The sequence below is a fragment of the Streptomyces sp. SS1-1 genome (assembly GCF_008973465.1).
Taxonomy (GTDB): Bacteria; Actinomycetota; Actinomycetes; order Streptomycetales; family Streptomycetaceae; genus Streptomyces.
In genome coordinates, this window is sequence record NZ_WBXN01000004.1 from 6,335,235 (window position 1) to 6,348,236 (window position 13,002).

At 73.3% G+C, this 13,002-nt stretch carries 15 protein-coding genes; 13 read left to right on the top strand and 2 right to left on the bottom strand.

What is annotated here, in order from left to right; genetic code table 11:
- The first annotated feature begins 509 nt into the window (after window positions 1–509).
- The 5 genes from F8R89_RS30205 to F8R89_RS30225 all read left to right on the top strand — a co-directional run bounded on the left by F8R89_RS30205 (window position 510) and on the right by F8R89_RS30225 (window position 4,994).
- A complete protein-coding gene (locus F8R89_RS30205) occupies window positions 510–2,876 on the top strand; it encodes an ATP-binding protein (protein WP_151786919.1) in 2,367 nt (788 codons plus the stop codon).
- A 92-nt stretch (window positions 2,877–2,968) separates the two neighbouring features.
- Window positions 2,969–3,403 carry a roadblock/LC7 domain-containing protein gene (locus F8R89_RS30210; RefSeq protein ID WP_062668835.1) on the top strand — a complete coding sequence of 145 codons (435 nt, stop codon included), beginning with the start codon at window positions 2,969–2,971 and terminating at the stop codon, window positions 3,401–3,403.
- 2 nt (window positions 3,404–3,405) lie between these two features.
- Window positions 3,406–3,777: a DUF742 domain-containing protein gene (locus F8R89_RS30215; protein ID WP_055619132.1), complete on the top strand. Its 372-nt coding sequence runs from the start codon at window positions 3,406–3,408 to the stop codon at window positions 3,775–3,777.
- Window positions 3,755–4,354 (top strand): GTP-binding protein, encoded by a 600-nt coding sequence (locus F8R89_RS30220; RefSeq protein WP_151786920.1) that lies wholly within the window; start codon window positions 3,755–3,757, stop codon window positions 4,352–4,354. Before F8R89_RS30215 ends, F8R89_RS30220 begins: the two co-directional genes overlap by 23 nt.
- A 61-nt stretch (window positions 4,355–4,415) precedes the next feature.
- Window positions 4,416–4,994 carry a GAF domain-containing protein gene (locus tag F8R89_RS30225; protein WP_151786921.1) on the top strand — a complete coding sequence of 193 codons (579 nt, stop codon included), beginning with the start codon at window positions 4,416–4,418 and terminating at the stop codon, window positions 4,992–4,994.
- A gap of 44 nt (window positions 4,995–5,038) precedes the next feature.
- On the opposite strand, the gene F8R89_RS30230 is transcribed toward F8R89_RS30225, so the two are convergent.
- Both F8R89_RS30230 and F8R89_RS30235 read right to left on the bottom strand, forming a co-directional pair.
- On the bottom strand, window positions 5,039–5,668 hold the full coding sequence (locus F8R89_RS30230) for a GPP34 family phosphoprotein (protein ID WP_151786922.1): 630 nt from the start codon (window positions 5,666–5,668) through the stop codon (window positions 5,039–5,041).
- A 190-nt stretch (window positions 5,669–5,858) separates the two neighbouring features.
- Window positions 5,859–6,149 (bottom strand): muconolactone Delta-isomerase family protein, encoded by a 291-nt coding sequence (locus tag F8R89_RS30235; RefSeq protein WP_151786923.1) that lies wholly within the window; start codon window positions 6,147–6,149, stop codon window positions 5,859–5,861.
- A gap of 115 nt (window positions 6,150–6,264) precedes the next feature.
- Between F8R89_RS30235 and F8R89_RS30240 the strand changes: the two genes are divergently transcribed.
- The 8 genes from F8R89_RS30240 (at window position 6,265) to F8R89_RS30275 (ending at window position 12,987) form a co-directional block, all read left to right on the top strand.
- Window positions 6,265–7,212, top strand: a complete 948-nt coding sequence (locus F8R89_RS30240) for a LysR family transcriptional regulator (protein WP_151786924.1) — start codon at window positions 6,265–6,267, stop codon at window positions 7,210–7,212.
- Between the two features lie 135 nt (window positions 7,213–7,347).
- Entirely contained in the window at window positions 7,348–8,061 is a 714-nt protein-coding gene (locus tag F8R89_RS30245) for an SDR family NAD(P)-dependent oxidoreductase (protein WP_151786925.1), read from the top strand.
- Between the two features lie 34 nt (window positions 8,062–8,095).
- Complete coding sequence (locus F8R89_RS30250; RefSeq protein WP_151786926.1) at window positions 8,096–8,464, top strand: SgcJ/EcaC family oxidoreductase; 369 nt, start codon at window positions 8,096–8,098, stop codon at window positions 8,462–8,464.
- Window positions 8,465–8,629: 165 nt separating this feature from the next.
- On the top strand, window positions 8,630–9,658 hold the full coding sequence (gene tdh / locus F8R89_RS30255) for an L-threonine 3-dehydrogenase (protein ID WP_151786927.1): 1,029 nt from the start codon (window positions 8,630–8,632) through the stop codon (window positions 9,656–9,658).
- Window positions 9,659–9,686: 28 nt separating this feature from the next.
- Window positions 9,687–10,880 (top strand): glycine C-acetyltransferase, encoded by a 1,194-nt coding sequence (locus F8R89_RS30260; protein WP_151786928.1) that lies wholly within the window; start codon window positions 9,687–9,689, stop codon window positions 10,878–10,880.
- 34 nt (window positions 10,881–10,914) lie between these two features.
- Complete coding sequence (locus tag F8R89_RS30265; protein WP_151786929.1) at window positions 10,915–11,814, top strand: LysR family transcriptional regulator; 900 nt, start codon at window positions 10,915–10,917, stop codon at window positions 11,812–11,814.
- A gap of 76 nt (window positions 11,815–11,890) precedes the next feature.
- Complete coding sequence (locus F8R89_RS30270) at window positions 11,891–12,457, top strand: helix-turn-helix domain-containing protein (RefSeq protein ID WP_151788348.1); 567 nt, start codon at window positions 11,891–11,893, stop codon at window positions 12,455–12,457.
- On the top strand, window positions 12,454–12,987 hold the full coding sequence (locus tag F8R89_RS30275; protein WP_225994536.1) for a GNAT family N-acetyltransferase: 534 nt from the start codon (window positions 12,454–12,456) through the stop codon (window positions 12,985–12,987). Before F8R89_RS30270 ends, F8R89_RS30275 begins: the two co-directional genes overlap by 4 nt.
- Window positions 12,988–13,002 lie beyond the last annotated feature (15 nt).

Sequence of the window (13,002 nt, forward strand, 5' to 3'; positions counted from 1 at the left end):
ACCTGACCTCTGTTCAGGAGCGTGCGCCCGGCGCTCGGGTGTGCCGAGGGGCGCGTGGATCGCCGCGTGCGCCGCTACGGTCGGTGACGCTCTGGGGGCGTGTGGTGGGGTGCGGGCCGGCGCCCGGCGCTCCGATGGAGGTCGGCACGGGGGGCCGGGGGCGGCTCCGGCGAAGGGTGAGGGTCGTCTCGGGTGCCGGACAAGCTTGCCGGCGGCGACCACTTCTGACCAGCTCTGATCGTTCGATGTCACTTCCCGGACGCGCGGCGTGACCGGTTATCGGTCTGTCGTACGAGCCCTCATACCAGAGCGGGACGCCGTCTGCGGGAGTTTGTCAACTGCCCACCGCACTTGATGCGGAGGCGACTACTGTGAGTGTCCGTCGGGCGACACGCAGCCGAATTCCCTCGGTTCCGTCGACCGGCACCGAGCAGGCGCACAGCCCCGGGCCCACGCAGACCGCGTGCACCCCCCCAGGCCCCGACCGACGGACCAGTACGAGGACCTTGATGTCTCAACTCCGCGCCCCGGCCACACGCGCTGACCGCCGTGAGGGCGGGAGGCACGGGCGCCCCGCCGCCCGTCCCGCACCCGCGCTGCCCGAGACCCAGATACGGCCCCAACTGCTGCGCCTGGCCGTCCTGCCACCCGTGGCCGTGTCCCTCAGCGCCAGCGCCGCGGTGCTGTTCGTGGTGCGCTCCACCGGAGCCCGGCCGACCCCGGTCCTGTGGGTCGTCCTGGCCGGCGCGCTCTCGGTGACCCTCGCGGGCATCGTCATCGCCGCCGTCGCCGCCGACCGCGCGGCCCGGACGGTGAGCCGGCGGGTCGGCGCCCTGCGCCGCGCCAGCGCCCGGGGAGAGGCCGAACTTCGCTCCCTCGTCGAGGCGTTGCGGCGCGGCGACGGCCCGCCGAAGCGCACGCCGCGCAACGGACCGCCCGACGACGCCGACGAGTTCGATCTCCTCGCCGCCGACCTGGCCCGCGCCCACGACGGGGCGGTCCACGCCGTCGTGCAGGCCTCCCGGTTGTCGAGCCAGGCCGGCAGCGAACAGAAGCTGGAGGTCTTCGTCAACCTCGCCCGGCGCCTTCAGTCGCTGGTGCACCGGGAGATCTCCATCCTCGACGAGCTCGAGAACGAGATGGAGGACCCGGACCTCCTCAAGGGCCTCTTCCACGTCGACCACCTCGCCACCCGCATCCGGCGGCACGCCGAGAACCTCGCCGTGCTCGGCGGCGCCGTCTCCCGGCGCCAGTGGAGCAACCCCGTCCCGATGACCGAGGTCCTGCGCTCGGCCATCGCCGAGGTCGAGCAGTACTCACGGGTCAAACTGGTGCCGCCGATCGACGGCACCCTGCGCGGCCACGCCGTCGCCGACGTCATCCACCTGCTGGCCGAACTGGTCGAGAACGCCACGGTGTTCTCCGCCCCGCACACCCAAGTGCTGCTGCGGGCCAACCTGGTGACGTCCGGACTCGCCGTCGAGGTCGAGGACCGCGGGCTCGGCATGCCCGTCGGCGAACAGGCCCGGATGAACGCCCTGCTCGCCGACCCCGACCAGGTCAACGTCGCCAGCCTCCTGTCGGACGGGCGCATCGGCCTGTTCGTCGTCTCGCAGCTCGCCAAACGGCACGGCATCCATGTGCGTCTGCAGACCAACATCTACGGCGGCGTCCAGGCCGTCCTCGTCGTCCCGCAGGGACTGCTGGGCGCGGAGCCCGGCGCCCCCGCAGGCGCGCCTCGGGCCCAGGAACCCCGGATGACAGAGGCGCCGGGGCACCGGACCGCCGGTCCCTCCGCCCCCGCCGGCCCCTCCGCCCCCGTCCCGCTGCCGCCGCAATCGGCCGCACGGCAGACGGCGCCGAGGCCACCGCAGCACCGGCGGGCCGACCCGGAGACGCCCGCGGACGGCACACGGGGCGCGTCCGCCGCCCAGCCCGACCTGCCGGCGCCCCGCCAGGCGCGCCCACGCACCGGCACCCGCGGCACCGTCCCGGCCCCGGCCAAGGGCGAAGGACCGCCGCTGCCCGTGCGCGGCGCCCACCAGGGGCGGGCCAACCCGGCGGAGGCGGTGCCCGGCATCAGCGACGCCGACCGCCGCCAGCTCGCCGAGAACAGCGTCGGACCGCTCACCCCGCGCGCCGGCGCCGTCCGGGGCACCATGGGCAAACCCCAACTGCCCCGGCGGCGCGCCCAGGAGCACATCGCGCCGCAACTGCGGGACGGTCCGGTGGCCCGCCAGGAGTCCGACGAGGTCGCCGGGCACGACCCGGGACTGATGGCGGCCTTCCAGCGCGGCATCGGACTCGCCGAGACCCAGCAGCACATGGAGTCGACGCACACGTCCGCCGCCCACATGGACACGAGCCATCACCTGCCGGTGGCCCACATGGGTTCAGGACACACCGTCCTGCCCCCCATGGAGGCCGCACACGGTCCGGCCGCACACGGTCAGACACGGCACAGCGACACGTCCCCCTCCGCGAGCCTGGCCCCGGCCCCGCTGGACGCGCGGCACACAGACGTCCCCCACATGACCAGCCTGCCGTCCATGGAGAAGACACCCATGGACGCTTCTGCCACCGAGATGTCCCGCACCGAGACATCCCGCACCGAGACGTCCCCCAGGGACACGCCCCTCCTGGGCGCCTCCTCCCTGGACATCGAGCCCATGGGCGTCCCACCCATGGGTACCGCCTCGCCCATGGGTCCAGCCTCTATGGGCCCACCCTCCATGGGCTCAGCCTCCATGGGCTCAGCCTCCATGGGCGCCGGCACGTCACCCAGCGGCCCGGCCCCGACAGCCGACGCCGACCCCGGACAGCCGTCCGGTACCGACCAGCCCACTTGGCCCGACGGGAGCGCACCGGCCGGATGACCACGTCCCTGACCCACCCGCCGTCCGCACGGATCCCCACCCCCGCACCCAGCGCTCCCGCAGACCTTCGTACCTCAAGGAGTCGATCCATCATGGCGAGCGAAGCGCCGACCGCCCATGTGTCCGACCTCGACTGGCTGATGAGCGGCCTCGTGCAGCGCGTGCCGCACACCTCCAGCGCGGTCCTCCTGTCCTGCGACGGGCTCGTGAAATCGGTCCACGGGCTCGACCCGGACAGCGCCGACCACATGGCGGCCCTCGCCTCCGGCCTGTACTCGCTCGGCCGCAGCGCCGGCGTCCGCTTCGGGGACGGCGGCGACGTGCGCCAGGTCGTCGTCGAGCTCGACTCCGCGCTGCTGTTCGTCACCACGGCCGGCTCCGGCACCTGTCTCGCCGTCCTGGCCGGCCGGGAGGCCGACGCCGCCGTGCTGGGCTACGAGATGGCGATGCTCGTCAAGAGCGTCCGCCCGTACCTGGTCACCGCACCCCGGCAGCACGCCGTCGACCCCTCGGCGCTGAGGCCTTGAACGTGACGGCGGCCGGCGACGGGCCCTGGCTCGACGACGCGGCCGGACGGCTGGTGCGCCCCTTCACCGTCAGCAACGGCCGCACCCGGCCCACCGTCGCGCTCGACCTCATGTCACAGGTCATGGCCACCGGGGCGACCCCCCTCGGCTATCTGGGCCCCGAGCACGAACAGGCCCTCGACCTGTGCCGCGCCCCGGTCTCGATCGCCGAGGTCGCCGCCCACCTGAAGCTGCCGGCGGCGGTCACCAAGGTGCTGCTGTCGGACCTCGTCGACTGCGGGGCGCTCACCACCAAGCCCCCCGAGTTCCACCACAACCCGACAGACCGGGCTCTTCTGGAGGCAGTGCTCGATGGACTACGACGACAGCTCTGATCCGTTCCCCACCGCGTTGAAAATCCTGGTGGCGGGAGGGTTCGGGGCAGGCAAGACCACCTTCGTCGGCGCGGTGAGCGAGATCGCGCCGCTCAGCACAGAGGAGCTGCTCACGACCGTCAGTGCCGCGACCGACAACCTGGAAGGCGTCGAGAACAAGGTCGAGACGACGGTCGCCATGGACTTCGGCCGCATCACCCTCGACCCGGAACACGTCCTGTACCTCTTCGGCACGCCCGGACAGGAGCGCTTCTGGTTCATGTGGGACGAGCTCTCCGAGGGCGCGCTCGGCGCGGTCATCCTCGCCGACACCCGGCGCCTGGAGGACTGCTTCGCCGCCGTGGACTTCTTCGAGCAGCGGGGCCTCGGATTCATCGTCGCCGTCAACGAGTTCGACGGCGGCTTCCGGTACGACCCCGAGGAGGTGAGGGCCGCCATCGACCTCGACCCGGAGATCCCGGTCGTCCGCTGCGACGCCCGGATCTCCAGTTCGGGCGTCCAGACCCTGCTGACCCTGGTCCGGCACCTCCTCGCCCACGCGCCGGCCCACGCACCGAGCCACGGCGCCCACAGGTGACATCCGCACACACCCGCACGGAGCCGCATATGACCCGCGTCCACAGCGACGGAACCCGCCCATGAGCTACGGCCCACCGCACCCGGTCGCCCGCCTGCTGCTCACCCCGGAGGACAAGGAGGCCCCCGCCCGCGCGGAGCGGTGGCTCGCCATGGGCCTCGGGGAGCATCCCGACCCTGCCCTGGACGGGTTCGCGGAGCACCTCGCCCAGCTCACCGCGGCGCCGTACGCCATGGTGAACTTCGTGGGGGAGAGCCGGCAGTTCTTCGCCGGGCTGCATGTGCGGCCCGCCGTGGATCTCGCGCGGGCCGGTGACAGCAAGCCGCGACTCGGCCGCTACCTGGGACGCGACCATGGGTTCTGCCCCCATGTGGTCGTCCGGCGCAAGGCGCTGGTGCTGGAGGACGTCCGCGACTACCCCCGGTTCGCGGGGAACCCGATCGTCGACGAGTTCGGCGTCCGGTCGTACCTGGGCGCCCCGCTGATCGACTCCACCGGCATGGTGCTCGGCACCGTGTGCGTCGTCGACATGGAGCCGCGGCCCTGGGGGAAGGCCGGTCTGGAGACGATCAAGGCGTCGGCGGTGGACCTGGTGGCCCGGCTGGAGCGACGGCAGGCGGACGGACTGCCCCTGCTGTGAGCCGCGCCCGCGCCCGCATCCGCGCCCGCACCCCCGGCCTCGCGCTAGAAGCCCCGCCACACGTTGTCGAAGGCGGCGTCCTCGATCGCGCGCCGCTGGCGTACGGCCTCCAGCTCCATCACCGCGTTGCCGAGCGCGGCCAGCACGGCCGAGGACGTGTCGTCGGTGAGCGCGTCCGTGTCCGCCGGGCCCTCGCCGGGGCCGGGTGCCGCCGGCTCGGTGCCGATCCCGGCGGCGGCGCCCAGCGCGGCGAGCAGCGGCTCGCGCGACGTCCAGCGCTGCTCGGCCCGCTGCCGGGCCGCCGGGTCGCCCGGCACCGTGCGTGCGGCGCGCAGCGGAAGACGGAACCCCCGCGACCTGGACATGGTCCCCGTCTGCTCCAGATCCTCGACGTACGCCGCGGACAGCCCGCGCCCCCGCCGCCACAGCCAGTCCTCGACCGACTCGTACGGTTCCTGCCGTATGAGCGCCGTGGCCGCCTCGTCCAGCAGCCGGTCGCCCGTGGGGGCCTGCGCGTTCGGGGCGATGCGGTCCTCGGCGAGGGTCAGGGCGCCGGCGTCGAGCAGGTCGAACACCTCGGCCGCCGCCAGCGCCAGGGACAGCTCGCCCTGCTCCACGCGGTGGTCCTGCGCCAGGTCGAGGGCGACGATCGCGAGGTCCCGTGCGGTGTTCATGAGCGGCTCCTGGTCGGTCGGCCGGCCGGGATGCGCGGGCTTGCGCCCGCACACCCGCGGTCGGGTGTCCTGCGTCGATTGTCGCCGGGATCGGGTGACGACGGGATCGGGTGACGACGGGGTCGGGTGACGGCGGGGCCTTCCACGACCATGGGCCGCCCAGAGCCCGTCCGCGGCACGGCGAGGGCCGTCACCGGCTGCCGGGGTCGTTCGGATGGGGCTCCAGAGCGGTGACGGTCGCCGTCATCCACGGCCACAGCGGGAGCGTGCCGAGCACCTTCGCGCGCAGCTCCTCCTCGTCCGCGGCCCGCCACACGCCGATGCTGCGCCGCTCGCCGACGGGACGCCACAGGCGGGCGAGGTGCCCGGTGGCGGCCAGTTCGGCGGCCCGGACGGCTTCCGCCGCGCGCCGCCGGTCGACCTCGTCCTGACCGGTGCCGTCGGGGATCGTGGTGATCAGTTCGACCAGGAATTCACGCATGGCTCTCGTCCTCTCGCGGTGCGGGCCGGCCGTTTCCAGCATGGGCACCGCCTTCCGCCCCCGCCACTACCGGCGTCCTCGCTGCTGGGAGGCGCGGCCTCGCAGCCCGCGTAGCATGACCGGCGTGGAGCTGCGTCAGCTGCGGTATTTCATCGCCGTCGCCGAGGAACTGAACTTCGGGCGGGCCGCCGAGCGTCTGCTGATCGCGGGGCCGTCCCTGTCGCAGCAGATCAAGGCGCTCGAACGGGACCTCGGGGTGCGGCTGTTCGACCGCGACCGGCGCTCGGTCTCCCTCACGCCCGCGGGCGCCGCGCTGCTGCCCGCCACCCGCGACCTGCTGGAGCGCGCGGACGAGCTCAAGCGCCGGGCCGGCCGGCTGTCGGACTCGGAGTCGGTCCGGCTCGGGTACGTCAACTGGCTTCCACCCGACCTGACCGCGCGTACCGCCCCGGTCGCCCGGCTGCACATCGACGCGTGGGTGGCGCCCTCGCACACACAGGCGACCCGGGTGGCGGACGGAAGCCTCGACCTGGCCGTGTGCCGGGTGGGAGCGGGGGACCTCGAACGGCTCGGGCTGCGGGCCCGGCTCCTCGGGGCCGACCGTCTCTACGCCGTCGCCAAGGGCACGGACAGCGGCGATGTGGCGGCCGGCGACATGGACGTCCTCATCGACGACGACCTCACCTCGTGGGCGTCGTGGAACGCCTACGCCGAGCGGCTGGCGGAGGACGTCGGAGCCCGCGCGGTGCGCATCTCCGACGGGGCGATCACCGGTCCCGCCTTCTTCGACCACGTACGCCGCTGCACCCGGCCCGTGCTCAACTCGCCGAAGGGGCAAGGCAGTCCGCTGCCGCCCGACCTGGTCCGCCGGGAGGTCGTCGGGCCGAAGGTCTACTGGACGTGGTCCCTGGTGTGGCGGGCGGACGAGGACCGCGCCGGGGTGCTGGGCGTGGTGGACGCCCTGAGCGAAGGGGTCGGGGACCTCGGCGTGCACGCCCCCGGCGCATGGCTGCCGGCCGACGACCCGCACGCGCTGCCCGGCCGGCCTGCGCTGGGAGCCTGAGCCTCCCAGACGGGAGGAAACGGGTCCCGCGCACGGGCCCTGGAACCTTTGACTCCGCCGTGCAAGCGTCCTACCTTCCCAATTAGTCGACCGGTCGGCTAGTGTCCGGTCAACCACCAGAGAAGGTTCGACATCATGAACGCAGGCATCCAGAAGGTAGCGATCGTCACCGGCGCCTCCCAGGGCATCGGGGCCGCCGTCGTCGAGGGCTACCGCAAGCTCGGGTACGCGGTCGTCGCCACCTCGCGCACCATCGCCCCCTCCGACGACCCCGCCGTCCTGACCGTGCAGGGCGACATCGCCGACCCGGCCACCGCGGAGCGCGTCGTCGCCGCCGCCCTCGAGCGGTTCGGCCGGATCGACACCGTCGTCAACAACGCGGGCATCTTCGTCGCCAAGCCGTTCACGGACTACACCGCCGAGGACTACGCCGCCGTGACCGGGATCAACCTGGACGGCGTCTTCCACCTCACCCAGAGGGCCGTGCCGCATCTGCTGGCCCAGGGCGGCGGGCACATCGTCAGCATCACCACCAGCCTGGTCGACAACGCCGACTCCCGCGTCCCGTCCGTCCTGGCCTCGCTGAGCAAGGGCGGCATCCAGGCCGCGACCAAGTCCCTCGCGGTGGAGTACGCGACCCGAGGCATCCGCGTCAACGCCGTGTCGCCCGGCACCATCAAGACGCCCATGCACCCCGAGGAGACGCACGAGTTCCTCTCCGCCCTCCACCCCGTCGGACGGATGGGCGAGATGGGTGACGTCGTCGACGCCGTGCTCTACCTGGAGTCGGCGCCCTTCGTCACCGGCGAGATCCTGCACGTCGACGGCGGCATGAGCGCCGGTCACTGAGCGGACGAGGACACACCGGGAAAGGATGGGAGCCATGAACGGCACCACCGATGACGAGACGATCCTGCGCGAGGTGCTCGAGCGCTGGCGGACGGCCGTGGACGCCCACCGGCCCCAGGACGTGGCCGACGTCTTCACCGAGGACGCCATCTTCCAGGGACTGCACCCCTACGGGGTGGGGCGGTACGCCGTGGCCGCGTACTACGCCTCCCAGCCCCTGGGGATGCGGGCCGGCTACCGGATCCTGGAGACCCGCCGGTACGCGGACGACCTGGTGCTCGGATACCTGGACACCGAGTTCACGTTCACCGACCGAGACCCGGTCGCCGTCAAGCTCGCCGTCCTCGCACGGCGGCAGGAGGACGGCTGGGCCCTCGCGCACTACCAGGTCTCCCGCCTGTAGCAGGCCCCCCGAGGGGTGTGAAGAAGAGCTGTGGCGCCGCTTAAGAAATCCTCGATGGACCAGGGCGCCGCCGTGCGGCAGATTGCTACGCGATTCCACCCCTCTTCCCGGGCCCGGGCCTGATCGGCATGCCCGCTTCCGGGACTCACCCTCAGGAGCCGTGGCGTGAAGGCGCTGGTCAAGGAGAAGGCGGAGCCCGGACTCTGGCTCGCGGACGTCCCGGAGCCGTCCATCGGGCCCGGCGACGTGCTGATCAAGGTGCTGCGCACCGGCATCTGCGGCACCGACCTGCACATCCGCTCCTGGGACGGCTGGGCGCAGCAGTCGATCCGCACCCCGCTCGTCGTCGGCCACGAGTTCGTCGGCGAGGTCGTGGAGACGGGCCGGGACGTCGCCGACATCAAGCCCGGCGACCGGGTCAGCGGCGAGGGCCACCTGGTGTGCGGGAAGTGCCGCAACTGCCTGGCCGGCCGCCGGCACCTGTGCCGGGCCACGGTCGGCCTCGGCGTCGGACGCGACGGCGCCTTCGCGGAGTACGTCGCGCTGCCCGCCGCCAACGTGTGGGTGCACCGGGTGCCCGTCGACCTCGACGTGGCCGCGATCTTCGACCCGTTCGGCAACGCCGTGCACACCGCGCTGTCGTTCCCGCTGGTCGGCGAGGACGTCCTGATCACCGGCGCCGGGCCGATCGGCCTGATGGCGGCGGCCGTCGCGCGGCACGCGGGCGCCCGCCACGTCGTCATCACCGACGTCAGCGAGGAGCGGCTGGACCTCGCCCGCAAGATCGGCGTGACGCTGGCGCTGAACGTGTCCGACGCGGGCATCGCCGAGGGGCAGCGCGCGCTCGGACTGCGCGAGGGCTTCGACATCGGTCTGGAGATGTCCGGCCGCCCCGAGGCCCTGCGCGACATGATCGCCAACATGACGCACGGCGGCCGGATCGCCATGCTCGGCCTGCCCGCCGAGGAGTTCCCCGTCGACTGGTCCCGGATCGTCACCTCGATGATCACCCTCAAGGGCATCTACGGCCGGGAGATGTTCGAGACCTGGTACGCGATGTCCGTGCTGCTCGAAGGCGGCCTCGACCTCGCTCCCGTCATCACCGGCCGCTACGGCTACCGGGACTTCGAGGCGGCGTTCGCCGACGCGGCGAGCGGCCGCGGCGGCAAGGTCATCCTCGACTGGACCGCGTAACTTCCCCACCCCTTCAGGAGCTTTGGCCATGTTCGACTCCGTGCGCGACGACCTGCGCGCCACCCTCGACGAGATCCGCGCCGCCGGTCTGCACAAGCCGGAGCGGGTGATCGACACCCCGCAGTCCGCGACCGTCAACGTCACCGCGGGCGGCCGCCCCGGCGAGGTCCTCAACTTTTGCGCCAACAACTACCTCGGCCTCGCCGACCACCCCGACGTGGTCGCCGCCGCCCACGAGGCGCTGGACCGCTGGGGCTACGGCATGGCCTCGGTCCGCTTCATCTGCGGCACGCAGGAGGTGCACAAGCAGCTGGAGGCCAGGCTGTCGGCGTTCCTCGGGCAGGAGGACACGATCCTGTACTCCTCCTGCTTCGACGCCAACGGCGGTGTCTTCGAGACCCTGCTCGGCCCGGAGGACGCGGTGATCTCCGACGCCCTCAACCACGCCTCCATCATCGACGGCATCCGCCTGTCCAAGGCCCGCCGCCTCCGCTACGCCAACCGCGACATGGCGGACCTGGAAGCCCGGTTGAAGGAGGCGTCCGACGCGCGCCGCAAGCTGATCGTCACCGACGGCGTGTTCTCGATGGACGGCTATGTGGCGCCGCTGCGCGAGATCTGCGACCTCGCCGACCGCTACGACGCCATGGTCATGGTCGACGACTCGCACGCCGTCGGCTTCGTCGGCCCCGGCGGCCGGGGCACCCCCGAGCTGCACGGCGTCATGGACCGCGTCGACATCATCACCGGCACCCTCGGCAAGGCCCTCGGCGGCGCGTCCGGCGGCTATGTGGCGGCCCGCGCCGAGATCGTCGCCCTGCTGCGCCAGCGCTCCCGGCCGTACCTGTTCTCCAACACCCTCGCCCCGGTGATCGCCGCGGCCTCGCTGAAGGTCCTGGACCTGCTGGAGTCGGCGGACGACCTGCGGGTCCGGCTCGCCGAGAACACCGCGCTGTTCCGCCGCCGGATGAGCGAGGAGGGCTTCGAGATCCTCCCCGGCGACCACGCCATCGCGCCCGTGATGATCGGCGACGCCTCCAAGGCCGGCCGGCTGGCCGAGCTGCTGCTGGAACGCGGCGTCTACGTGATCGGCTTCTCCTACCCGGTCGTCCCCCAGGGGCAGGCCCGCATCCGCGTCCAGCTGTCCGCCGCGCACTCGACGGACGACGTGAACCGCGCCGTCGACGCCTTCGTCTCGGCGCGCGCGGAACTGGAGGGCTGAGACCCGGCGACGGGGGCGCGCGATAATCGATCCCATGATCGAAGCACGGCGGCTCCACATCCTCCGTGCGGTGGCCGACCACCGCACCGTGACAGCGGCGGCCGCCGCGCTCTACCTCACCCCGTCGGCGGTGTCCCAGCAGCTCACGGCCCTGGAGCAGGAGACGGGCCACCGGCTGGTGGAGCGCGGCGCCAAGGGCGTACGGCTCACCCCGGCCGGTGAGATCCTGCTCAGCCACACCAACGCCGTCCTCGCCCAGCTGGAGCGGGCCGAGGCGGAGCTCGCCGCCTACAGCTCGGGTGCGGCCGGCACGGTCACCGTCGCCTCCTTCGCCACCGGCATCGCCCTGGTCGTCGCGCCGGCGGTGGCCCACCTCGCCCGGACGTCCCCCGGCATCCGCCTGCGGGTCCTGGACGCGGAGGGCGACGCCAGCCTGCCGATGCTGCTGGACCGGCAGATCGACGTCGCCGTGGCCGTCGAGTACCGGGGGGCGCCCGCCGACGACCCCCGGCTGGCCCATGTGCCGCTGTACGCGGAGCCCTTCGACGCGGTCGTCCCCGTCGGCCACCGGCTGGCCGGCGCCGACGTCGTCCCGCTCGCGGAGCTGGCCAAGGACACCTGGATCGGCCCGTACCCCGGCAACCCCTGCCACGACGTGGTGGTGCTGGCGTGCGAGAGCGCCGGGTTCCAGCCCCGCCTCGACCACTCCTCCGACGACTTCCGCGCGGTCGTCGCCCTCGCCTCGGCCGACGCCGGAGTGGCGCTCGTCCCGCGCTCCGCGCTGCGCGGCATGGACCTCACCGGGGTCGTCGTCCGCCCCGTGGACGGGGTCGCGCCCACCCGCCGGGTCTTCGCCGCCGTACGCCGTGGCGCGGAGGAGCACCCGCTGATCAGCCCGGTCCTCGACGCGCTCGGCGCGGCGGCGCGGGAGTGAGCCTTCCGTAACACCGGTGTCTCATGTGCGGGATAGCGTCCCGGACATGAGACGGACGACGACGACCGGCCCGGCCATGGACAGGGGGGACACGGTCGACACCCGGCTGGCCGCGCGGCTCGCCGAACTGCGGGCGGAGCGCGGCTGGTCCCTGGACGAACTGGCGGACCGCAGCGGGATCAGCCGCTCGACCCTCTCCCGGGCCGAGCGCGCCGAGACCAGCCCCACGGCGGCCCTGCTCAACCGGCTGTGCCATGTGTACGGCCGCACCATGTCCCGCCTCCTCGGCGAGGTCGAGTCGGCCCCCGCCCCGGTGGTGCGGGCGGCCGACCAGCAGGTGTGGCAGGACCGCCCCTCCGGTTTCGTGCGGCGGTCCGTGTCGCCGCCGCACGCCGGCCTGCGGGCGGAACTGGTCGAGGGACGGCTCGGCGCGGGCGCCGACATCGCCTACGACCGGCCGCCCGTACCGGGCCTCGAGCAGCACCTGTGGGTGCTGGACGGGGTGCTGGAGGTGACCGTGCAGGAGAGCGGGCACCGGCTGGAGGCGGGGGACTGCCTGCGCACCCGCGTATGGGGGGCCACACGCTTCCGGTGCCCGGGCCCCGGCGAGGTCCGCTATCTGCTGGCGGTGGTGCTGCCGTGATCCCGACCCGTCTGGACGGCACCCGGCTGCGCGCGTGCGCCCGGGACCTGGCCGCCCTCCTCGTGGACACCGTGGCGGCCGGATCCTCCGTCGGCTTCCTCGCCTCCCTGGACCTGGCCGACGCCGAGACCTGGTGGACGGGGCGCGCGGAGGCGGTGGACGGCGGACACCTGGCGGTGTGGGCGGCGTACGACGGAGAACACGTCGTCGGGACGGTGAGCCTGGCCTTCGCCGACAAGCCCAACAGCCGGCACCGCGCCGAGGTCGTCAAGCTGATGGTGCACCCCCGGGCCCGTGGCCGGGGCCTCGGCCGGACCCTGCTGACCGCCGCCGAGACGGCCGCCGCCGACGCCGGGATCACCCTGCTCCACCTGGACACCGAGACCGGCAGCCCCGCCGAACGCCTGTACGGCTCGGCCGGCTGGACCCGCGCCGGCGTCATCCCCGACTACGCGACCAGCCCGGACGGCGAGCCGCGCCCGACGACGATCTACTACAAGCGCCTGGGCGTCCCCGCTCCCACCAGGTGAGTGTCAGTGCGGGCC